18 protein-coding genes and 1 tRNA gene are annotated in these 21,365 nt (G+C 66.4%); 13 read left to right on the forward strand and 6 right to left on the reverse strand.

Features of this window, described 5'->3' with window-relative positions; all coding sequences use genetic code 11:
- The first annotated feature begins 9 nt into the window (after positions 1–9).
- The 7 genes from BJP62_RS12640 (at position 10) to BJP62_RS12670 (ending at position 4,821) form a co-directional block, all read left to right on the forward strand.
- Positions 10–86: transfer RNA gene (locus BJP62_RS12640), tRNA-Gln, on the forward strand.
- 61 nt (positions 87–147) lie between these two features.
- Entirely contained in the window at positions 148–1,098 is a 951-nt protein-coding gene (locus BJP62_RS12645) for a ribose-phosphate pyrophosphokinase (RefSeq protein WP_070530089.1), read from the forward strand.
- Positions 1,099–1,175: 77 nt separating this feature from the next.
- The gene (locus BJP62_RS12650; RefSeq protein ID WP_070530091.1) at positions 1,176–1,754 is read left to right on the forward strand and encodes a 50S ribosomal protein L25/general stress protein Ctc; all 579 of its coding nucleotides are present in this window, start codon (positions 1,176–1,178) and stop codon (positions 1,752–1,754) included.
- 150 nt (positions 1,755–1,904) lie between these two features.
- The gene (locus BJP62_RS12655) at positions 1,905–2,510 is read left to right on the forward strand and encodes a hypothetical protein (RefSeq protein WP_145927201.1); all 606 of its coding nucleotides are present in this window, start codon (positions 1,905–1,907) and stop codon (positions 2,508–2,510) included.
- A 65-nt stretch (positions 2,511–2,575) separates the two neighbouring features.
- Complete coding sequence (gene pth, locus BJP62_RS12660; RefSeq protein ID WP_070530094.1) at positions 2,576–3,190, forward strand: aminoacyl-tRNA hydrolase; 615 nt, start codon at positions 2,576–2,578, stop codon at positions 3,188–3,190.
- Between the two features lie 3 nt (positions 3,191–3,193).
- Complete coding sequence (locus BJP62_RS12665; RefSeq protein ID WP_070530096.1) at positions 3,194–3,799, forward strand: ParA family protein; 606 nt, start codon at positions 3,194–3,196, stop codon at positions 3,797–3,799.
- Entirely contained in the window at positions 3,796–4,821 is a 1,026-nt protein-coding gene (locus BJP62_RS12670; protein WP_070530097.1) for a GTP-binding protein, read from the forward strand. The genes BJP62_RS12665 and BJP62_RS12670 overlap by 4 nt, the downstream gene beginning before the upstream one ends.
- Here BJP62_RS12670 and BJP62_RS12675 read toward each other — a convergent pair.
- From BJP62_RS12675 to BJP62_RS12695, 5 genes are all read right to left on the reverse strand, one after another.
- Positions 4,799–5,302 (reverse strand): hypothetical protein, encoded by a 504-nt coding sequence (locus BJP62_RS12675; protein WP_070530099.1) that lies wholly within the window; start codon positions 5,300–5,302, stop codon positions 4,799–4,801. The two genes, BJP62_RS12670 and BJP62_RS12675, sit on opposite strands and share 23 nt — an antisense overlap.
- A gap of 136 nt (positions 5,303–5,438) precedes the next feature.
- Positions 5,439–5,915 carry a hypothetical protein gene (locus BJP62_RS12680; protein WP_070530101.1) on the reverse strand — a complete coding sequence of 159 codons (477 nt, stop codon included), beginning with the start codon at positions 5,913–5,915 and terminating at the stop codon, positions 5,439–5,441.
- Positions 5,916–6,087: 172 nt separating this feature from the next.
- Entirely contained in the window at positions 6,088–7,206 is a 1,119-nt protein-coding gene (ccsB, locus tag BJP62_RS12685; RefSeq protein ID WP_070530102.1) for a c-type cytochrome biogenesis protein CcsB, read from the reverse strand.
- Positions 7,203–9,314, reverse strand: a complete 2,112-nt coding sequence (locus BJP62_RS12690; RefSeq protein ID WP_083300908.1) for a cytochrome c biogenesis protein ResB — start codon at positions 9,312–9,314, stop codon at positions 7,203–7,205. Before BJP62_RS12690 ends, ccsB begins: the two co-directional genes overlap by 4 nt.
- Positions 9,315–9,384: 70 nt before the next feature.
- On the reverse strand, positions 9,385–9,996 hold the full coding sequence (locus tag BJP62_RS12695; protein WP_070530106.1) for a cytochrome c: 612 nt from the start codon (positions 9,994–9,996) through the stop codon (positions 9,385–9,387).
- 93 nt (positions 9,997–10,089) lie between these two features.
- Between BJP62_RS12695 and yihA the strand changes: the two genes are divergently transcribed.
- From yihA to BJP62_RS12725, 6 genes are all read left to right on the forward strand, one after another.
- A complete protein-coding gene (gene yihA / locus BJP62_RS12700) occupies positions 10,090–10,740 on the forward strand; it encodes a ribosome biogenesis GTP-binding protein YihA/YsxC (RefSeq protein WP_070530107.1) in 651 nt (216 codons plus the stop codon).
- Positions 10,741–11,078: 338 nt separating this feature from the next.
- Positions 11,079–11,462: a twitching motility response regulator PilG gene (gene pilG, locus BJP62_RS12705; protein ID WP_070530109.1), complete on the forward strand. Its 384-nt coding sequence runs from the start codon at positions 11,079–11,081 to the stop codon at positions 11,460–11,462.
- Between the two features lie 38 nt (positions 11,463–11,500).
- Complete coding sequence (locus tag BJP62_RS12710; RefSeq protein WP_203538122.1) at positions 11,501–11,857, forward strand: response regulator; 357 nt, start codon at positions 11,501–11,503, stop codon at positions 11,855–11,857.
- Positions 11,858–11,869: 12 nt separating this feature from the next.
- Positions 11,870–12,373: a chemotaxis protein CheW gene (locus tag BJP62_RS12715; protein ID WP_070530112.1), complete on the forward strand. Its 504-nt coding sequence runs from the start codon at positions 11,870–11,872 to the stop codon at positions 12,371–12,373.
- 26 nt (positions 12,374–12,399) lie between these two features.
- A complete protein-coding gene (locus BJP62_RS12720; protein WP_070530114.1) occupies positions 12,400–14,562 on the forward strand; it encodes a methyl-accepting chemotaxis protein in 2,163 nt (720 codons plus the stop codon).
- Positions 14,563–14,636: 74 nt separating this feature from the next.
- Positions 14,637–20,348 (forward strand): Hpt domain-containing protein, encoded by a 5,712-nt coding sequence (locus tag BJP62_RS12725; protein ID WP_070530115.1) that lies wholly within the window; start codon positions 14,637–14,639, stop codon positions 20,346–20,348.
- Here BJP62_RS12725 and BJP62_RS12730 read toward each other — a convergent pair.
- Positions 20,345–21,295 (reverse strand): IS481 family transposase, encoded by a 951-nt coding sequence (locus tag BJP62_RS12730; RefSeq protein ID WP_070530118.1) that lies wholly within the window; start codon positions 21,293–21,295, stop codon positions 20,345–20,347. The genes BJP62_RS12725 and BJP62_RS12730 overlap by 4 nt on opposite strands.
- Positions 21,296–21,365: the final 70 nt, after the last annotated feature.

A 21,365-nucleotide genomic window follows, 5' to 3' on the forward strand; every position in this document is an offset into this window, starting at 1 on the left:
AGTGCCGCTAGGGGAGTCGCCAAGTTGGTTAAGGCATCGGATTTTGATTCCGACATGCGAAGGTTCGAATCCTTCTTCCCCTGCCAAATTCGAAAAGAGAAGCGTGTAACCCGGGTTACACGCTTTTCGTTTTTCTAGGGTTTGAAAATGGCTTACGACAGCCTCATGGTCTTCACCGGCAACGCTAACCCCAAGCTTGCCGATCGCGTTGTCAATCATCTCGACATCTCGCTGGGCCGGGCAACCGTCGGCCGTTTCTCCGATGGTGAGGTCACCGTCGAATTGCTGGAAAACGTCCGCGGTCGCGACGTTTTCGTCCTGCAGTCGACCTGTGTGCCGACCAACGACAACATCATGGAGCTGATCCTGATCGTCGACGCGCTCAAGCGCGCCTCGGCCGGCCGGATCACCGCCGCCATTCCCTACTTCGGCTACGCCCGCCAGGACCGCCGCCCGCGTTCGGCGCGCGTGCCGATTTCGGCCAAGGTCGTCGCCAACATGCTGCAGGCCGCCGGTGTCGACCGCTTGCTGACCGTCGATGTCCACGCCGACCAGATTCAGGGCTTCTTCGACATTCCGGTCGACAACATCTATTCGACACCGGTGCTGTTCGCCGACATCCGCGCGCAGAACTACGAGAACCTGATGGTCGTGTCGCCGGACGTCGGCGGCGTGCTGCGCGCCCGCGCGATGGCCAAGCAGCTCGGTACCGACATGGCGATCATCGACAAACGCCGTCCGAAAGCCAACGTCGCCGAAGTGATGCACATCATCGGTGATGTGAAGGACCGGACCTGCCTGATCGTCGACGATATGATCGACACCGCCAACACCCTGTGCAAGGCCGCTGCGGCGCTGAAGGCACATGGCGCCAAGCGCGTGCTGGCGTACGCGACGCACCCGGTGTTCTCGGGTGCCGCGGTCGAGCGCATCGTGCAGTCGGATCTCGACGAAGTCGTCGTCACCGACACCATTCCGCTGTCCGACGCCGCCGAGCTGTCGGGCCGCATCCGCTGCGTGTCGATCGCCGGCCTGCTGGCCGAAACGATGCGCCGCATCAACAACGAAGAGTCGGTGTCGTCGCTGTTCGTTGACTAATTCAGGGGAGGATTCCCCGGAATCGGCAGCCTTCCTGGTCGCGGGAGGCTGTTGCTTTTAATGCTATGGAGCAAACCATGACTTACGAAATTCAAGCTGCAGCCCGTGCTGCACAGGGTACCGGTGCGAGCCGCCGCCTGCGCAAGACTGGCAAACTGCCGGGCATCGTCTACGGTGGCAGCGCTGCCCCGCTGGCGATCGAACTCGATCACAACAGCATGTACTACACGCTGCAGGAAGAGGCCTTCCACACCGCGCTGATCAAGCTCGCGGTGGACGGCAAGACCGAACAGGTGCTGCTGCGCTCGGTGAACTACCACCCGTTCAAGCAGCAAGTGCTGCACGTGGATTTCCAGCGCGTTGAAGCCGGCACCACCGTTGAAGTGCGCGTCCCGCTGCACTTCATCGGTGCCGACACCTGCGAAGGCGTGAAGCTGCAAGGCGGTTCGATCCGTTACATCCTGAACGATGTGAAGGTTCGCTGCCTCGCCGACAAGATCCCGGAATTCCTCAATGTGGACCTGTCGAAGATGGCCGTTGGCAACACCATCGCCCACTTGGCCGACATCGTGCTGCCGGAAGGCGTGACGCTGCTGGCTCTGGCTCGCGGCGAAGACCTTGCCGTCGCCAGCCTGAACGGCGCCAAGGCCGGCTGATCCAGCCCGCTCCGTCCGAAACCCGCCGTGGCGCAAGCCCGGCGGGTTTTTTCTTGTGTTGCGCAGTCATGCATCCGGCATTGGAAGCCCTTGGGCCGCGCAGGCGATTCGACTACATTGGCAGCATCGACGATGGACGTAGGGGTTTTTATGTACTCGAATGAGCAGCCGGAAGGACAGGATGTCCATCGTCGCCATGTGCCGAGCCCGCTGGAATTGCTTGCCCGGCTGCCGGTGATTCCACCCCGGCATCGAGCCAAGGTCCGTGCGGTGTGGCTGGTGCTTGCGCTCGTGCTGTTGGTCTACTGGGTGGCGCCGCGCTGGGGCGTTTCGCCGTTCCATTCGCGCCAGGACGGACTCGACTACTACCCGCACTTTACCGACTTGCTGTCGCCGCGTTTCCAGTCGACGGCACCGAAGCGGGCGCCGGATGCGGTCGTGAGCACCGGCTGGTCCGAATGGCAGCTCGAGCAGTATGCGCGCCGCGACGGCGAGGCCAACAGCTGGCTGGTGCTGCGCAATGCCGATGGCAGCGTACGCTGGCAGTTGGTCGCCAATAACGAGAACTGGCTCGGCGACTACCGGCTCAAGCCCGGTTCGGCGCGCTGGGCATGGTTTGGCGGCTGGGTTGTCGAACTGCAGTCGGCGAAGGTCGACGCGGCACGGCTGTATCTGGCGCCGGACGGGTCGCCGCGGCTGATCCGGCAGTGGCCGAATGCGCAAGCCCGCGCCAAGCTCAAGGCCGTGGGCGCCTAGGGGCTTCGACTCGCGTTATCATGGTGGCCTTGCCTGCCTTGGGCGGGCCATCCGCAATAGTCCCGATGTCTCCAATCAAACTGATCGTCGGCCTGGGCAACCCCGGTGCCGAATATGCCGCAACGCGCCACAATGCCGGCTTCTGGTGGGTCGACCAGCTGGCGCGCGATGCCGGCGTTTCGCTGCGCCACGACGCCAAGTTCCACGGCCTGGCCGGGCGCGCCCGTTTCACCGGGCACGAGGTCTGGCTGCTGGAGCCGCAGACGTACATGAACAAGAGCGGCCTGTCGGTGGTCGCCTTGGCGCAGTTCTACAAAATACTGCCGAACGAAATCCTCGTGGTCCACGACGAGCTCGACCTGCCGGCGGGCGAAATCAAGCTCAAGCAGGGCGGCGGGCATGGCGGCCACAATGGGCTGCGCGATATTGGCACCCATTTGTCGACCCCGAACTACTGGCGGCTGCGGATCGGCATCGGCCATCCGGGCGAGCGCAACGAGGTCGTCAATTTCGTGCTCAAGCCGCCGCGCAAGGAAGAGCAGGCCGCGATCGACGATGCGCTGATCCGGGCGCACCACATCCTGCCCTTGCTGCTTGCCGGCGATACCGGTGCGGCGATGCAGAAGCTGCATACCGACGACAGCAAAACCCGCGCGCACAAGCCCGCGCCCAAGGACTGATCCATGCAGACGATTCTGGTCGCCAACCCCAAGGGCGGTAGCGGCAAAACCACGGTAGCCACCCAGCTGGCGGCGTGGTTTGCCTGGCAACGTCGCCCGGTGGTGCTGGGCGATCTGGATCGGCAGCAGTCGTCGTTGCGCTGGCTGCAGCAACGGCCCGAACGCTTTCCGCCGATCCGCGGCCGCGACGAGATTGCCGACCGTCTGCCTGCCGATGCGGTGCAGGTGCTCGACAGCCCGGCCGGCCTGCACGGCAAGGCCTTCGACGCGGCGCTGCACGCCGCCGATCGCATCGTCGTGCCGATGCAGCCGGCGGCGTTCGACCGCTGGGCCAGTGCCGACTTCTTTGCCCGGCTGGGCGAGGAGAAGCGCGTGCGCAAGGGCAAGGTCGAGATCGCGCTGATCGGCATGCGCGTCAATGCCCGCACGCAGACGGCGCGCGATTTCGCCGCCTTCACCCACGACGCCGGCCTGCCGCTGCTGGCGACGATTCGTGACACCCAGCTCTACGTACAGCTGCAACCGCGCGGGCTGGCGCTGTTCGACCTGCCCCGTCCGCGTTTCGAGCGTGACTACGGCCAGTGGCAGCCTTTGCTGGAGTGGTTATGAATGCGCTGATACCGGTCAACCTGATCACCGGCTTCCTCGGGGTCGGCAAGACCACCGCGCTGACCCGGCTGCTGGCCGACAAGCCCGCCGGCGAATACTGGGCGGTGATCGTCAACGAGTTCGGCGAGGTCGGCATCGACGGCGCGACGCTGTCGGCGAGCGGCGACGGGCTGAATGTCGCCGAAGTGCCCGGCGGCTGCATCTGCTGCACCACGAGCCCGATGCTGCGCACGACGCTGACGAAGCTGGCGCGCGGCCGGCGGCCGGACCGGCTGCTGATCGAGCCGTCGGGGCTCGGGCATCCGGCCGGCATCGTCGATCTGCTGCGCGACCCCTTTCTCTCCAAGGCTTATGCGGTCCAGGCGGTCGTCACGCTGGTCGATCCGCGCCATCTCGACGATGCGCGCTACACCACGCACGAAACCTGGCGTGACCAGATCGAACTCGCCGACGTGCTGGTGCTGAACAAGGTCGATCTGGCCGATGCCGATCAGCTGGCGCGGGCGATGCGCCTGGCCGAGGCGCTGTACCCGCCCAAACAGGCCGTCGTCGCGGCCAGGCAGGGGGCTTTTGATGCCGCGCTGCTCGATCTGGCGCTGCAGACCGGGCGCTGGCCCGAAAAACCGCAGCCCGGCTCCCACGCGCTGGCGCCGCGCCGCGCCGCGCCCGCACGCGCGGCTGCACAGCCCTGGCCGGCGCGCAATCTGCAGACCAGCCTCGGCGCCGAGAGCTGCGGCTGGCTGTTCCCGGCCGAGACGCAGTTCGATTCGGCCTTGCTGGTCGAGCTGTTCGAGGCCGCGCCCTTGCTGCTGCCGGGCTTGACCCGGGCGAAGGGGGTGTTCAACACCGAGCGCGACTGGTACCGGTTCGACTGGGTCGACGGCATGAGCGGCGCCGCGGTGTCGGCTTACCGGCGCGATTCGCGCGTCGAGTTCATCGTCGCCGCCGGCGCGCCGCCGGACTGGGCCGCTGTCGAGGCCCTGCTCGCAACGGCAATGCTCAGCGGCGCAGAATCGCGTTGATCTGCTGCCGGTAGCTCTGTGCGACGGCGCCGTGGCCGCGGCTGTCCATCAGCGACTGCCAGTGCTGCAGGCATTGCTGCAGGCCGGCATGGTCGGTGCACTGGCCGAGCACGCGGTCGATCCAGTCGTCGAGTTCGCCGCGCAGGTGGGTGTTGTTGCTGATGTAGACGATCTGGCGGATCTGCGCGAGCTGCTTGCTGCCCAGTGCCGCCGGGCCTGGTTCGGGCGGGGGGCTTGCCGCAGCGGCGGGCGCCGGAACGGGGCCGATCTGGCCGGCGATCTTCTCGACCATGCCGTCCCATTCGAGTTCGAGCAGCGCCTGCAGCAGCTCGCGGCCGGTGAGCGTGGTGATCAGCTGGTCGGTGGTCTTGATGCCGTCGATCTGGATCAGCAACTGGCGGGATTTGGCCGCCAGGCCGCTCGAACGGTTGACCATCTCGGCGAGACCCTGCGGAGTCTTGCGGTACACCACGCCTTGCATGCCGGTCCTTCCTCGCTGTATGCGAACAATCTGACGAATATATTACAGCGTCGGGACCCGCCCCGCAGCGCGGCAAGGCCAGGGCGAGGCCGCAGTCGCTGCCGCACTCGCTGAAAAATGACTTGTTTTGAAAGAATCAGATCAGTGCATCGTGAATTTCGCGCTGAACCCGGTCGGCGACGCCGCGGTGGCCGGAGCGGCGCAAGGCCGTTTGCCAGTCGTCGAGCAGCTGCTCGAATGCCGGGGCGTCCGTCAGTGCGTCGAAGGCGGCGTCGAGGCGGCCGAGCCAGCCGTCGCCAAGGTAGGTGCGGGTGCTGTCCTGGACCAGCGTTCTGATCCGGGCCAGCCTGGCCGGCTCGGGCAGGCCGCCGGCCGTGCGGGGCGGGGCGGTCAGCGGCGCGCCGGCCTGTTCGGCGATCAGTGCCAGTTCGCGCAGGCGCGCCAGCGTCGCGTCGACGTCGGTTGCCGCCGGTGCGAACTGGCGCAGCGCGGCCACGTCGCGTCGGCCGTCGATCATGATCAGGAGCTGTCTGGCCTTGAAGCTGAGCAGGTCGCTGCGCGTCGTCAATTCCTGCTGGGCTTTGGCGGTCTTGTGGTAGATCGTTGTGTCCATGTGTCCTCCCCCGGCCTGCTTCGCGGTGAAAGTCGCACTGGCTGTTCGGGCGCTGCCGGTGCGTTTTCGTAGCATAGGCTTACGGACTACATGCGTGTGAACGTGCTCGCCCAGTGTTGTATCAAACGCAAAGCCCGCGCATTGCGCGGGCTTTTTCGGCGGGCGGGGCGGTTTACAGGCCGCCGTACGAATGCAGGCCGGAGAGGAACATGTTGACGCCGAGGAAGGCGAAGGTGGTCACCAAGAGGCCGATCACCGACCACCAGGCGAGCACGTTGCCACGCCAGCCCTTGACCAGCCGGACGTGCAGCCAGGCGGCGTAGTTGAGCCAGACGATCAGCGCCCAGGTTTCCTTCGGATCCCAGCTCCAGTAGCCGCCCCAGGCGTCGGCGGCCCACATCGCGCCGAGGATGGTCGCGATCGTGAAGAACAGGAAACCGACGGCGATGGCCTTGTAGGACACTTCGCCCAGCGTGTCGTAGCTCGGCAGCTTGCTGGTCAGGATGCCGCGCGAGACCAGCAACTGCGCGACGCCGAGCGTGGCGGCAATGGCGAACGCGCCGTAGCCGACGAAATTTGCCGGGACGTGGATCTTCATCCACCACGACTGCAGCGCCGGGATCAGCGGCTGGATTTCATGCGCGCCGCGATCGAACGAGTACCAGAGGATGAAGCCGACCGCGGCGCTGATCACCAGCAGCACGAAGGCGCCCATGCTGCGCGCGGCGAAGCGCGCCTCGTAGTACAGGTACATCAGCGCGGTGATCAGGCAGAACAGCACGAACACTTCGTACAGGTTCGAGACCGGGATGTGCCCGACGTCGGGGCCGATCAGGTAGCCCTCGTACCAGCGCACCAGGCTCGAGCTCAGCGACGCGGCGGCGGCGGCCCAGGTCAGCCCCGAGGCGATCGACAGGCTGCTTTCGCTGCGGCGCAGCAGCCCGACCCAGTACATCAGCGTGGCGAGGAAGAACAGCACGCACATCCACATCACCAGTGACTGGCTGGCAAGCAGGTACTTGAGGAAGAAGTTGCTGCTGCCGCGGGCGAGGTCGCGGTCATACAGCTCGATCGCCGCAAGCGCGATCGCGCCGCACAGCGGCAGGAAGCGCCGCATCGCCGGCCAGAAGCGGCCGAACCAGATCAGTCCGGCCGCGCTGGCGAGCAGGATGCCCTGCTCGTAGTAGTCCATCGCGCCGCGATAGCGGCCGAAGCTGATCATCGCGGCGACCAGCACCAGCGCGGCGAAGGCGACGGTGCCGATGGGGCGTTTGGCTTGTAACGTGGTCATGCGGATTCTCCGTGCTCCGGCTGGTGCGGCTGCGCACCGCGCTGTGCGGGCTGGGGCGGCGCCGCGCTGTGCGCGGAATTGGGTAGCAGTGCCGCGCGGTGCGCGGCAAAGGCGTGATCGAGGTCGGCGTTGCGGCGGTTGCTGGTCATCGCGACCAGCGTGCGGCCGGCCTCGAGCCGGACCCACAGCCGTTCCTCGCGGATGTAGAACATGCAGAAAATGCCGAGCACCAGCAGGATCGAGCCGATGTAGACGACGGTCTTGCCCGGCGAGCGCGTCAGCTGGAAGCCGCTCGCCTGCACCTGGGTGAAGCCGGTCGGCTGCAGGTAGACCGCCGGGCCGTAGTCGAACAGGTTGCTGGTCGCGACGAGGCTGTCCATCAGGAAGCGGTAGTTGGCCTCGTTCATCGGCAGCGGCGCGAGTCCGGCCTGGCGCTGCGCCTGCGCGAACGCCTCGACCGCTGCACCCTGGAGTATCTTCAGATAGGTCTGCGCGACCGTCTGGCGCTGATCGGCCGGCACCTTGCCGTCGAGGAAGCGTTCGAGCGCCGGGAAGCCGCCGTTGCCGAATTGCGCCAGCACGCTGCGGGCCACTTCGGCGAACTGCGCCTGACTGGTGGCCGAGAACGCGCCGTCGCGGAACGCCGCGTCGGCGGTGGCCTTGGCGATCGCCGGGTGCTGTTGCGGATCGAGCAGGGTCCGGCGCACGCGCATGAACGTGTCGACCTTGCCTTCGGAGTCGAGCGGCATGCGGATGAAGGCGAACGGCTGGGCGACTTCGCGGCGCATGCCGGTGACGAGGTAGAGGTGGTCGTCGAATTGCTGCGGCGCCAGGTAGTTCAGGTACTCGACGGCCTGGCCGGTCGCGTCGCGCAGCTTGAACTGCACCGACGGGCCGAGGTTGCGCAGATTGTGCTCGCCCTTGACGCTGGCCGCCTGCGACAGCGCCTGCTCGAAACGGTTGACCGAAACCGCAGACTGCGTCGAGTCGGCCGGGGGCTTGCCCATGTTCTCGATGTTGAAGACGCGCAGGTCGCCGGTTTCGAGCTTGTACGGCCGGCCGGCGATCGTCAGCGCGCTGCTGGCCTGCGAACGCGCTTCGAGTGGCGTTGCGCTGCCGTTGCCGAGGTCCCAGCGGGCAAAGCTCAGCGGCGAGCCGCCGTCGCCGAAACTCGCCTGGTAGATCGCGACACCGTCGACGGTCATCGGCTTGTTGACCTCGATGGTGCCGCTCTGCCGGAGCTTGCCGGTCCGGCGATCAAGGATGTCGATGTCCGACGCGAAGCGCTTGGGCTGGCCGGTACTGTAATAGTCGACGTGGAAGGCCTTGAGGCGGATCGCGAACGGCAGTTCCTGGACGAAGTAACCGTTGCCGGCGTTGAGAAAGATCACGTCGGCCGCCGCGCGCTCGGGGACGGTCACGTTGCCGCGGAACGACAGGTTGCCGTCGCTCAACCGGCTTTGTGCCGGCACCTGGCCCTGCGGCATGTCGCGCGTTTCCGGTGTCTTGTAGCCGGCGAGCTCCATCAGTTTGAGCGGCAGATTGCCGTCGAGCAGGCCGCCGACGCAGATCACGACGATTGCAGCGTGCGCGAACAGATAGCCGAGCTTCTGCCACGCGCCGCGCTTGGCCGCGACCTGCCAGACGCCGTCGTGCTCGCGGGCCCTGAAGCGGAAGCCGGACTGCGTCAGGTGTGCCAGCACCGCATCGCGGTCGGCTTCGCCGTCCGTTTCGGCATGGTGCGCCATCAGCCGCAGCGAATTGCGCCCGGCCTTCTCGCGCCAGCCGCGGATGTCTCGCAGCATGCCCGGCACATGGCGCCAGATGCACAGTGCGGTCGACAGCATCAGGAAGGCCAGCAGCAGCAGGAACCAGCTGGCGTGGTAGACGTCGAACAGGCCCAGCGGCTCGAAGATGCGGAACCAGAAGTCGCCGAACTCGAAGCGGTAATTGACGTAGGGCTCGTTCTGCTTGAGCACGGTGCCGATCACCGAGGCGATCGACAGCACGGTCAGCAGGCTGATTGCAAAGCGCATCGACGAGAACAGTTCGAAGAGCGCCCGTCCGAACGGAGCCGGATGGTGACGGGAAGGTTTTTTCGTAGTCATAAAGAAAAAAAGGGGCGATGGCCGCCCCTCTTGGTGAGTGAATGCCGGCAAAGGTTCACCGGCTGCGCACTCAGTTCAGTGCCTGCATGTACTGGGCGACGGCCTTGATCTCGTCGTCGCTCATTTTCTTGGCGACCTGGGTCATCACGCTGTTGTTCTTGCGCTCGCCCGAACGGAAGGCCTTCAGCTGGGCCTCGATATAGGCGCCATGCTGGCTCGAGACCCGCGGATACTGCACCGGGATGCCCGTGCCGGCCGGGCCGTGGCATGCCATACAGGCCGGCAGGCCGGTCTGGGCAACGCCGCCGCGATAGATCTTCTTGCCGGCCTCGATCTGGGTCTTGTCCGACGCGCCGAGCGCCTTCGGCTGCTGGCTGGCGAAATAGGCGGCGACATTGCGCATGTCGGCATCCGACAGCGTCGCGGTCATGCCGAGCATCACCGCGTTGTTGCGCGTGCCGTTCTTGAACTCGACCAGCTGTTTGTACAGGTACTGCTCGTGCTGGCCGGCCAGGCGCGGGTAGGTCGAGGCGACGGCGTTGCCGTCGACGCCGTGACAGGCGGCACAGACCGCCTCGGCTTTCTGCTTGCCCGCGGCGATATCGACCTTGGGCTGGTCGGCGTAGGCCGCCGACGTGGCCAACCACATTGCAACGAATGCTGCGACAGTCGCGCTGCGCATAGCTCTGCTCCCTCAAGCGGCCCCGGCTCTGGGTGCCGGTTTGCAACCAAATCCTGCTATTCTATAACAAGACTTTTTACCAAACAAAATACCATGTCGCTGTTTCGCGGTTTGCAGTTCCTCACCACCGTCAACGATCTTTCCGCGCTGCCGCAGGAAGGACTCGAGGTGGCCTTCGCCGGGCGCTCGAACGCCGGCAAATCCAGTGCGATCAACACGCTGGCCAACCATACCCGGCTGGCCTTCGTTTCGAAGACGCCGGGCCGGACCCAGCATATCAATTATTTCGATTTCGGCAGCGAGCGGCGTCTGGTCGACCTGCCCGGCTACGGTTACGCAGAGGTGCCGGCAAACGTGCGTGCCCACTGGGAAAAGCTGCTCGGCCACTATCTCGTCAACCGCGACAACCTGATCGGCCTGGTGCTGATCATGGATGCGCGCCGACCACTGACCGAGCGCGACCGGCGCATGCTCGACTGGTTCCTGCCGACCGGCAAGCCGGTGCACTGTCTGCTGACCAAGTCGGACAAACTGAGCAAGCAGGAGCAGATCAAGACCTTGCGCACGGTCGAGGCCGAGTTCAACGGCGACCCGCGCGTGACCGTCCAGCTGTTTTCCAGCCTGAAAAAACAGGGTGTCGAGCGAACCGAACAGGTCGTCGGCGCCTGGTTTGCTGCGGCGCAGCAGGCCGCTGCTGCCGATGACGACCATGCTGCCGGCATTGAATCGACGGACGGCGCCTGAATCGCCTTGCGCTTTAAGGTCACCTTTCTATCTTGAAAGCTAGGTGCGCCCCTGCACCTCCCGCTTTTCCTCCCTGAGCGGGTGCCCCGGCTTCATGCCGGGGCGTATGTATACCCCGGTCATTCTCCCCTTGGGCCGGGGTTTCTTTTTTTCTGCTTCCCTCCGGCGCGCCACGATCAGATTTGTCTTATTTAAACATCGGCTTCGCGCGATTGTGGCGGCGGGCTTGGCGCCGGCAAAAATCCGCCGGTATGATCGGACGAACGACAATTCCGGCTATCGTGCCGGAACAAGAACGGGGCTGACGCCGAGTACGTCTGGCCCGCTGGAGGAGCAGCATGTCTGGACTCGCCGGGGTCAAGGTGATGGTGATCGACGACAGCAACACCATCCGCCGCAGCGCCGAAATCTTCCTTGGTCAGGCCGGGTGTGAGGTCATTCTCGCCGAGGACGGCTTCGACGCGCTGGCCAAGATCAGCGACCACCAGCCGCAACTGATCTTCGTCGACGTGATGATGCCGCGGCTCGATGGCTACCAGACCTGCTCGCTGATCAAGAAGAACCCGCGCTACAAGGCCACCCCGGTGATCATGCTTTCGAGCAAGGACGGCCTGTTCGACCGCGCGCGCGGCCGGATGGTCGGCTCCGACCAGTACCTCACCAAGCCGTTTACCAAGGACAGCCTGCTGGCCGCCGTCGGCGAGCACGTGCAGCAGCGCTGATTGAACCCCATTCCAAGCGACAGACTACCGCCATGACCATCAAGAAAATCCTGATCGTCGATGATTCGCCGACCGAACGCCATTTCCTGGGCGAACTGCTGACCAAGAACGGTTTCACCATTGTCACCGCCGAATCCGGCGAGGATGCAGTGGCCCGGGTCAAGGAACTGATGCCCGACCTGATCCTGATGGACGTGGTGATGCCGGGCATGAACGGCTTTCAGGCGACGCGCACGATTACCCGTGATACCGAGACCAGCCACATTCCGGTGATCATGTGCACGTCGAAGAACCAGGAAACCGACAAGGTCTGGGGCAAGCGCCAGGGGGCGGCCGAGTACGTGGTCAAACCGGTCGACCCGCAGGAACTGCTCAGCAAGATCGCGGCGCTGTAAGCGGAGCCGGCCATGGCCAAGCGGATCAGCCTGCGCGAATATCAGGAAGGGGTGGTGGCCCGGCTCAAGAGCGCCGCCGCCACGGCCCAGGTCAATACACGCCTCGGGATCCGCATCGGCCAGGACAACTGGCTGGTCGATCTCTCCGACGTGGCCGAGGTGATGCCGGTGCCGCCGGTGTCGCCGCTGCCGCTGAGCCAGCCGTGGTTCAAGGGCGTCGCCAATCTGCGCGGCAACCTCGTCAGCGTGTCCGACCTGTCGGCATTCTTCGGCGGTCCGGCGCTGACGCCGTCGCCGCTGGCGCGGCTGATGCTGCTGCACCCCAAGCACATACTGCATTCGGCGGTGCTGGTCGAGCGCATGCTCGGCCTCAAGCACCTGTCGGATCTGAGCGTGGACGACGCGACGCACCCGCGCGCGTCCACGGTTTACCGTGACGTCGCCGGTCAGCGCTGGCTGACACTCGACGTTGCGGCCCTTGCCAGCGATCCCGGCTTCCTGCAGGCCGGGCAATAAATCAAATACGGGAAGAGACGCGCATCATGGCCCTGAAACTGGATCGCCTGAAAGACCTGTTCGGCAAGAAGGCCGGAACGCAGGCCGGATACGAGTCGCTGAAGACGACGTGGATTCTCGAGAAAATCCGCCTGCCCGACGTCGACGAGGCGCGCGTGCTCAAGCCGGTGCCGCTGGTCGGCCACCTGCCGAGCCGGCAGCAGATGGCGATCTTCCTGCTGGCGCTGATCGGCTCGGTCGGTCTGTTCGCCATTGTCGCCTTCCTGTCATTCCAGTCGTCGAGCCACAACGCCGAACGGCGTTCGACCGCAACCGAGATGCAGATGCTGTCGCAGCGGATTGCCCGGGCATCGACGCAGGCGGTACAGGGCAACGCCGAGGCCTTCGTCGTGCTGAGCGATTCGTACCAGAAGTTCGGCGACAACCTGGAAGTGCTCAAGCGCGGCGGGGCGTTCTTCGGTCTGTTCGGCGCCGGCCCGGACGACGTGCTCGACCGCATCGGCAAGACCTGGGCGGCGAGCTATGCGCCGAGCCCGAGCCACCCGAGCGTCGACACCATCCTCAAGCAGAAAAGCGCGCTGATCTCGATCGGCAAGAGCGTCAACGGCATCAACACCAACGACGCCAAGCTGCTCGAGCTGACGCAGCAGTTCACGTCGATGCTCGGCGAAACCGGCGGCAACATCCGCGAGCTCGACTATGCCAACCAGCTGTCGATGCTGAGCCAGCGGATGGCCAAGAACGCCAACGCGATGCTCGCCGGCGAACTGATCAACCCCGAGGTGGTGTTCCTGCTCGGCAAGGACGTATCGACATTTTCGGACATCATCAAGGGTTTCAACGACGGCAGCGAAGAACTGCAGGTCCGTCCGGTTTCGAGCTCGGCGCTGGTCGACAAGCTCGGCGAAATCCGCGCGCTGTTCCACGACTTCGAAATCGTCGTCAGCGCGTTCTCGAAGAACATGCAGCCGCTGGTCAACACCCGTCTGGCCAACCAGGCGATCGTCCGCGATTCCGAGCCGCTGCTGAAGGACACCATCGCGCTGGCCGACGCCTACGAGAACAAGGTCGGCGGCGTCCTGACCTCGGTGCTCGAACTGGCCTTGATCGGCGTTGCGCTGCTGTCGCTGTACCTGCTGGTGCGCGTGTTCAACCAGGAGGCCGTTCGCCGCCGCGTCGCGTCGGAAGGCGAGAACAAGCGGAACCAGGAAGCGATTCTGCGGCTGCTGAACGAAATGGCCGACCTCGCCGACGGTGACCTGACCGTGCGCGCCTCGGTGACCGAAGACCTGACCGGCGCGATCGCCGACTCGGTCAACTACACGATCGAAGAGCTGCGGGCGCTGATCACCGAGATCAACCGCGCCACCGAGCAGGTGACCCGCGCCGCCGACGAGGCGCAGGGCGTGACCAGCGACCTGCTGGCCGCGGCCGAACGGCAGTCGAACGAGATCAACGGCACCACCGGCACCGTCGAGCAGATGGTGAAATCGATCCAGGGCGTGTCGGGCAACGCCTCGCAGTCGGCCGACGTGGCGCAGGCGTCGCTGCTCGCCGCCGAAAAGGGCGCCGATGCGGTGCAGAACCAGATCAAGGGCATGGGCGAAATCCGCGAGCAGATCCAGGAGACCGCCAAGCGAATCAAGCGCCTCGGCGAAAGCTCGCAGGAGATCGGCGAAATCGTCGAACTGATCTCGGACATTACCGAACAGACCAACGTGCTGGCGCTGAACGCGGCGATCCAGGCTGCGGCTGCCGGTGAAGCCGGCCGTGGCTTCTCGATCGTTGCCGAGGAAGTGCAGCGGCTGGCCGAACGCTCGGCCGAGGCGACCAAGCAGATCGGCGCGATCGTCAAGACCATTCAGACCGACACGCACGACGCGGTCGCGGCGATGGAAGTGTCGACCCAGGGCGTGGTCGAAGGGGCCAAGCTGTCCGACGCGGCCGGTGCGGCGCTGTCGGAAATCCGCCGGGTTACCGGCGAGCTGGCAAGGCTGATCGAGTCGATCGCCCACGAAACCGAAGACCAGACAGATCTGGCTGCGCGGGTGAATGCGTCGATGCGCGACATTCTGGCGATTACCGGCCAGACGTCGACCGGCACCCAGCAGTCGGCGCAGATCGTCGGCCAGCTCTCCGGGCTGGCGCAGGATCTGAAGGACTCGGTCTCCGGCTTCAAGCTCGCCTGATTCCTGCACGAATCGGGGGCCGCATGGTCCCCGCTCCCGCCCGATTCGCCGGGCCACGATGAAGAGAACCCGCCATGAGCGTTCATACCGAATTTGACCGCGGCTCGCTGGTCTGGGTGAAGAGCGAAATCGACCAGACGCTGACCCGCGCCGCCGATGCCCTCGGCCAGTACCGCAACGAGCCGGACGCGGCCTTGCTCAAGCATGCCCAGACCCATCTGCACCAGTGTTTCGGCGCGCTGCAGATGGTCGAGCTCGACGGGCTGGCCCGCTTCTGCGAAGAAATCGAACAGCTGATCGCCGGGACTGCCGCGGGCGACGTCGCCGAAGCGGCGCTGGCGCTGGCGCAGGCGGCGATCCAGGACGCGAGCCGCTTCCTCGAACGCATCGCTGCCGGTGCGCCGAACGTTCCGCTCTATCTGGCCCCGCGCTTTGCCGAACTCTCCGCCGCCCGTGGTGGCGACGCAGGCGCTGCCGAACTGTTTTTTCCGCGTCTGGGCGAACTGGCCCTGCCGCAGGGCCTGCCGCAGCAGGGGCTGGCCGCCGACGTGCGCGCCGCCTTTGTCCGCCAGCAGCGCGGCCGCTACGAATCGGGCCTGTTGCGCTGGATACGCGGCGACGACGCCGCTACTGCGCCGATGGCGCGCGCGCTCGCCGAACTGGCGGCGGTGCAGCCTGCCGGCCTGGCGCGGGTGTTCTGGTGGAGCGCCGCCGCCGTCACCGAAGCGCTGCCGGTCCGGGGCGATGTCGATCCGAAACAGTTGTTGATGCGTTTGAACCTGCAGCTGCGTCGGCTTGCCGACGGCTCGGGCAAGGTTGCCGAACGCTTGTTCCGCGATCTGCTCTATGTGCTGGCCGCCGGCGATGCACCGTCGGCGCTGGCACAGCGGCTGCGGCTGGCGTTCGGACTCGATGCGCTGCTGCCGGGCGGCAGCGGTTCGGCGGCGCTGTCGCCGGAAAGCGAAGCGAGGCTCGGTCTGGCGACGATGTTGCGCGACGAGCTCGGCACCGCGCGCGAGATATGGTCGCGTGCCGCGGCCGGCCAGAGCGAGCGTCTGCCTGCGCTGCAGTCGGAGCTGGACCGGCTCGCGGCGGCGAGCCAGCCGCTCGGGATCGCCGGCCTGCCGGCGTTGTGGGAAGCGATGCAGGCCGCTTGCCGCCGCTATACCGAGCGTGGCGTCGTCGAGGCCGACGCGCTGGAAATGGCGACCGCGCTGCTGCTGGTCGACAACGCGCTCGCCAATTATCCGAACCAGGCCGGCGATTTTGCCGCCCAGGTCGAGGCGATGGCCGCGCGACTGGCCGGCAGCGACGGCGACGTGCCGCATCTCGATGCGGTGAGCCGGCAGGCGCAGGAGCGCCTGTTGCGGGCGCAGCTGGCGCAGGAAATGCGCAACAACCTGCGTCATGTCGAGGACGTGCTCGACGGCTATTTCCGCACGCCGGATTCGGGCGCCGGTCTGGCCGAACTCGAACCCAGCCTGCGCCAGACGCTCGGTGCGCTGGCGATGCTCGAATGCGACGGCGCGGCGCGTCTGCTCGACGCCTGCCGGTCGCGGATCACCGACTACGCGGCCGGCACCGCGCAGCCCGAACCGGCCGAGCTGGAAACCCTTGCCGAGGCATTCTCCAGCCTCGGTTTCTATATCGACGCGCTCGAGTCCGGCCGCCCCGACCGTGACCGGCTGATTGCCGCATCGCTGGCGGCAATGTGCGGCGATACGGTCGTTGCCGAAGCGGCAGCGGCCGAGCAGGAACTCGAAGCCGAGGCGTCGCTGGCTGCGCCGGCGCCGGCCGAGGTGGCAGTGGTCGAAACCAGGCCCTTGCCGCAGTCGGACGAAGCGATCGACGCCGAGCTGCTCGACGTCTACCTCGAAGAGGCCGTCGAAGTGCTGGCGACGATCGCCGGCCAGCTCGAACGCTGCCGCACGGCACCGGGCGACCGCGATGCACTGACGGTGATCCGGCGCGGTTTCCATACGCTCAAGGGCAGTGGCCGAATGGTCGGCCTGACCCAGCTCGGCGACGTCGCTTGGGCGATCGAGCAGGTGATGAACAAGTGGTTGCAGGACGAGGTGCCGGCGTCGCCATCGCTGCTCGCACTGGTCGCCGACGCGCACGACGCGTTCGCAGGCTGGGTGCGCGAGCTCGGCGAGGCCGGCTCGGCCGTCGTCGCCGCCGATGAACTGCTGGCGCGCGCCAATGCGCTGCGCACCGGTGTGGCGGCGCCCGCACCCCAGCCCGTCGCCGAACCGGTTGCCGAAGCGCACGCAGAGCCGTCCGACGAGGTCCGGATCGGCGAGGTCACGGTGTCCGCGTCGCTGTTTGCGCTGTTCCGCGACGAGGCGCAGCGCTATATCGAGACGCTGCGGCAGGGCCAACTGGCGCTGCGTGCCGGCAAGCCGCTGGCCGCGAACGTCGAGCTGGCCGCGCACACGCTCGGCGGCATCGCGTCGACCGCCGGCCTGCGGCCGATGGGCGAGCTTGCCTATGCGATCGAAGGCGCGCTGCAGTCGCTGGACCTGCAGCTCGTCTACCATGCCGACGCGGTCGACGACGCGATCGACGTGCTCGGCGAGATGCTTGCCGCCGTGCTGGCGCTGCAGGCGCCCGCCGACCCGGCCGAGACGCTGGCCCGGCTGGCGGCGCTGCGCGATGCCCAACTGGTGGTACCCGCCGAAACGGACGATCCGGCGACCGGGCCGGCCGAATTCGCCGGCGATGCCGATGACACGCTGTCGCTCGAGTCCGGGGCGCAGGCCGGCCTGGCCGACGGGACGGCCGCTTCGGCGGTTGAGGCGCAGGCCGCCGAACCGGCCACCGAGCTTGCCGGGCTGTTGGCGCTCGACGATGCCGCGGCCTCCGACGGCCTGGCGCCTGCCGACGACGTTGCCGATCTCGCCGACCTGCAGATCCTCGACGGCATCGACGCGACGTCCGGATTCACGCTCGACTTTGCATCGCTGACGGACGACGGCGAGCCGGAAGCGCCTGACACCGTGCCGCCGCAGACCGATGACGCGCTGGTGCTCGACCTGACCGACCTGCACCTTCCCGACGGCGCCGATGCGGTGCCCGACCGCGATGCGGCGGTGACGCTGACGGACGACGTTGAGAAGGACGCGCTCGACACCGTGCCGCCGCAGGCCGATGACGCGCTGGTGCTCGATCTGGCCGACCTGCATGTTCTCGATGGCGCCGATGCGGTGCCCGACCTTGACGCGGTAGCGGATGAGCCCGCCGTGTTCGACGCCGGCGTGCCGGATGTCGACGAGGCGCTGACGCTCGATCTCGACGGTCTGCTCGATCACGGCGGCAAAGCCGTGGATGCGACTGCCGATGCCGTGGCGGACATGGACGCTGCCGATGAGACGGCCGGTGCCGCAATCGATGCCTTGCCATCCGAGGAGGCGCTACCCGAACCGACGCCTGCTCTGCAGGCGATTGAAGCGTTCGCGCCTGAGGCGGTCGTGGCCGATGCCGGGCCGGACGATGCCGATCAACCCGCGCCACTGCCGCTCGCGGATGACGACAGGTCGCCGCTGGCCAGCTTGCTCGGCGACGAGCCGTCCGCTGCACCGCACGACGAGCATGGCGTGGTCGACGACATCGACGAGCAACTGCTGCCGGTCTTTATCGAAGAAGCCGACGAGCTGCTGCCGCAACTCGTCGCCCAGCTGCGCGCGCTGCATGGCGCGCCTGCCGACGAGGCCGCCGCGGCGACGCTGAAGCGCGTGCTGCACACGCTCAAGGGCAGTGCGCGGATGTCGGGCGCGATGCGTCTGGGCGAGGCGGTGCACCGGATGGAAAGCCGGCTGCTCGCCGCGACGGCGACGCTGACGCCGGCGTTGCTCGACGAGCTCGACACCGACTACGACCAGGTTGTCGCCCTCTACGACGTGCTGTGCGGCCGCGGGCAGGCTCCCGCCGAGCAACCGCAGGCGCCGGCGGTGCCGAACCTGCTGCCGACCGCCGCCGAAACCGACGGCAAGGCGACGATCCGCGTCAAGTCGGAGCTCGTCGACCAGCTCGTCAACCAGGCCGGCGAGGTCGCGATCGCGCGTTCGCGGATCGAGGCCGAAATGCTGTCGCTGAAGACATCGCTGCTGGAGCTGACCGACAACGTCGGCCGGCTGCGCAACCAGCTGCGCGAGCTTGAAATCCAGGCAGAGAGCCAGATGCAGGCACGCTCGCGCGAGATCGACGACAACCATGCGAACTTCGATCCGCTCGAGTTCGACCGCTTTACCCGGCTGCAGGAAATCACCCGCTTTATCGCCGAGAGCGTCAACGACGTCGCGACGATCCAGCACGGCCTGCTGAAGAACCTCGACGACTCGGCCGGTGCGCTGACCGCGCAGGGGCGGATGACGCGCGAGCTGCAGCAGAGCCTGATGCGCGTGCGCATGGTGCCGTTCTCGAGCGTGTCGGATCGGCTGTACCGGCTGACGCGGCAGACCGGCAAGGAGGTCGGCAAGAAGGTCAACCTCGAGCTGCGCGGCGGCCGCGTCGAAATCGACCGCGGCGTGCTGGAAAAGATGATCTCGCCGTTCGAGCACATGCTGCGCAACGCGATCGACCACGGCCTTGAGGATACCGACGTCCGGCTGGCCGCCGGCAAGCCCGAGTTCGGCGAGGTGTTCGTCGAAGTGCGCCAGGAAGGCAACGAGCTGGTGCTGACGCTGCGGGACGACGGCCGCGGTCTGGACTTTGCCAGGATCCGCGCCAAGGGCGAAGCGCTCGGGCTGATCGGCGGCGACGTTTCCGACGTGGCGCTGGCGCAGCTGATTTTCGAGCCGGGTTTCTCGACCGCATCGAACGTCACCCAGCTGTCCGGCCGCGGCATCGGCATGGACGTGGTCCGCAACGAGATCGGCAACCTTGGCGGCAGCATCGAGGTTGCCAGTACCGCCGGTGCCGGCACGACGTTCACGATCCATCTGCCGCTGACGCTGGCGGTGACGCAGGTGCTGCTGGTCAAGGCCGGCGGGCTCCAGTTCGCGATTCCGTCGGTGATGATCGAGCAGGTGCAGGAACTCAAGCAGGAAGCGCTGGCGGGGCTGTACCAGCACCGCGTGCAGACGTGGATGGGTGCAAGTTATCCGTTTGCCTATTTCCCGCGTCTCGTCGGCGACGCCGAGACGGTGCCCGAGCAGAAGCGCTTCTCGACGGTGCTGCTGCTGCGCGCCGGCGCGGCGCGCATGGCCCTGCACGTCGACGCGCTGGTCAAGAATCAGGAAGTCGTCGTCAAGGCGATCGGCCCGCAACTGGCGCGGATTCCCGGCGTCGTCGGCGCGACGGTGCTCGGCAACGGCGACATCGTGCCGATCATGAACCCGATCACGCTGCTGGCGCGCGGCGAGGTGGCGACCGGCCTGCGCGCGAGCGCCGTGCCCGAGCGGCTCGAAACCGCGCCGGTGGTGATGGTCGTCGACGATTCGCTGACCGTGCGCAAGATCACCTCGCGCCTGCTGGCGCGCGAGGGCTTCCAGGTCGTGACCGCCAAGGACGGCGTCGACGCACTGCAGCAGCTGCAGGACGTCACGCCGGCGGTGATGCTGGTCGACATCGAGATGCCGCGGATGGACGGCTTCGAGCTGACCCGCAATGTGCGCAACAACGAAGGTACGCGCTCGACGCCGATCGTGATGATCACCTCGCGGACCGCCGACAAGCACCGGAACTACGCGTTCGAGCTCGGCGTCGACGTCTTCCTCGGCAAGCCCTATCAGGAAGACGAGCTGCTCGGCCATATCCGCCGGCTGATCGCGGTCGAAACCGTCTAGCTGTGAAGAGTCAAGACGTTGTTTTTCGTTGCTGAGAGACGGGACATGGGCACGTGGCAGCCGATGCCGTGATGCGGACGGTGCCAGTTGTAATAATGACTCCAATACCTCAGGACTGCGCCGCGCTCATCCGAGTGTTGATAGGTTTGGCCGTAGGCCCATTCGCGCAGCGCGGACTGGATGAAGCGCTCGGCCTTGCCGTTGGTTTGCGGTCGGTAGGCGCGGGTGAACCTCTGCTTAATGCCCAGTTCAACGCAAACGCGGCCGAAGTCATGGGAGCGGAAGGCGGGCCCGTTATCGGTGATCAGGCGCTGGAGCGGTACGCCCAGCGTTTTGAAGTAGTCGTTGGCCGCACGCAGGAAGTCGATGGCGCTGGCGCGGCGCTCGTCGGGGTAGAGTCGGGTGAAGGCGATGCGACTATGGTCGTCGATCGCCACGAACAGATATTCCCAGCCGCTGTTTCGGCTGTTCTGGCGACGATCGCCGGTGATGCGATGGCCGACCTGCTCGAAGCGGGCGAGCTTCTTGATGTCGACGTGCAGCAGTTCGCCGGGCGTTTCGCGCTCGTAGCGCTGCACAGGCTCTGCGGGCTGCAGGTCGCTTAACCGCGATAGCCCTGCGTGTCGCAGCACGCGACTGACGGTTGCTTTGGACACGCCGATATAGCTTGCGATGCGAGCCTGCAGGAACAGCTTGCGACGCAATTCGATGATCGTCAGGGCAACGCTGGGCGCAATGGCACGTGGCGAGCGCTCGGGACGCGAGGATTTGTCGAGCAAGGCAGCCGCGCCGCCGACCAGATAGCGGCCCAGCCACTTGCGGGTGGTGACCGCGCTTACGCCATGGCGTGCCGCCGCCGCCGCGGTCGACAAACCATGCTCGGTGATGTCCTGAACCATTTCCAGGCGACGCAGATACGTCAGTCGGGCATTCTTATGTGTGTTCATCCGGTGTCTTGTTCTGTGACTGGGGGTTTGGCGATTTCCAGTCTCGCAGAACTTCTCCGGGTGAACACCC

The sequence above is a fragment of the Jeongeupia sp. USM3 genome, assembly GCF_001808185.1.
Classification (GTDB): domain Bacteria; phylum Pseudomonadota; class Gammaproteobacteria; order Burkholderiales; family Chitinibacteraceae; genus Jeongeupia.

Coding starts and splice junctions, on each gene's coding strand:
- BJP62_RS12645 (WP_070530089.1), top strand. CDS start 148: ATGGCTTACGACAGCCTCATGGTCTTCACCGGCAACGCTAACCCCAAG.
- BJP62_RS12650 (WP_070530091.1), top strand. CDS start 1,176: ATGACTTACGAAATTCAAGCTGCAGCCCGTGCTGCACAGGGTACCGGT.
- BJP62_RS12655 (WP_145927201.1), top strand. CDS start 1,905: ATGTACTCGAATGAGCAGCCGGAAGGACAGGATGTCCATCGTCGCCAT.
- pth (WP_070530094.1), top strand. CDS start 2,576: ATGTCTCCAATCAAACTGATCGTCGGCCTGGGCAACCCCGGTGCCGAA.
- BJP62_RS12665 (WP_070530096.1), top strand. CDS start 3,194: ATGCAGACGATTCTGGTCGCCAACCCCAAGGGCGGTAGCGGCAAAACC.
- BJP62_RS12670 (WP_070530097.1), top strand. CDS start 3,796: ATGAATGCGCTGATACCGGTCAACCTGATCACCGGCTTCCTCGGGGTC.
- BJP62_RS12675 (WP_070530099.1), bottom strand. CDS start 5,302: ATGCAAGGCGTGGTGTACCGCAAGACTCCGCAGGGTCTCGCCGAGATG.
- BJP62_RS12680 (WP_070530101.1), bottom strand. CDS start 5,915: ATGGACACAACGATCTACCACAAGACCGCCAAAGCCCAGCAGGAATTG.
- ccsB (WP_070530102.1), bottom strand. CDS start 7,206: ATGACCACGTTACAAGCCAAACGCCCCATCGGCACCGTCGCCTTCGCC.
- BJP62_RS12690 (WP_083300908.1), bottom strand. CDS start 9,314: ATGACTACGAAAAAACCTTCCCGTCACCATCCGGCTCCGTTCGGACGG.
- BJP62_RS12695 (WP_070530106.1), bottom strand. CDS start 9,996: ATGCGCAGCGCGACTGTCGCAGCATTCGTTGCAATGTGGTTGGCCACG.
- yihA (WP_070530107.1), top strand. CDS start 10,090: ATGTCGCTGTTTCGCGGTTTGCAGTTCCTCACCACCGTCAACGATCTT.
- pilG (WP_070530109.1), top strand. CDS start 11,079: ATGTCTGGACTCGCCGGGGTCAAGGTGATGGTGATCGACGACAGCAAC.
- BJP62_RS12715 (WP_070530112.1), top strand. CDS start 11,870: ATGGCCAAGCGGATCAGCCTGCGCGAATATCAGGAAGGGGTGGTGGCC.
- BJP62_RS12720 (WP_070530114.1), top strand. CDS start 12,400: ATGGCCCTGAAACTGGATCGCCTGAAAGACCTGTTCGGCAAGAAGGCC.
- BJP62_RS12725 (WP_070530115.1), top strand. CDS start 14,637: ATGAGCGTTCATACCGAATTTGACCGCGGCTCGCTGGTCTGGGTGAAG.
- BJP62_RS12730 (WP_070530118.1), bottom strand. CDS start 21,295: ATGAACACACATAAGAATGCCCGACTGACGTATCTGCGTCGCCTGGAA.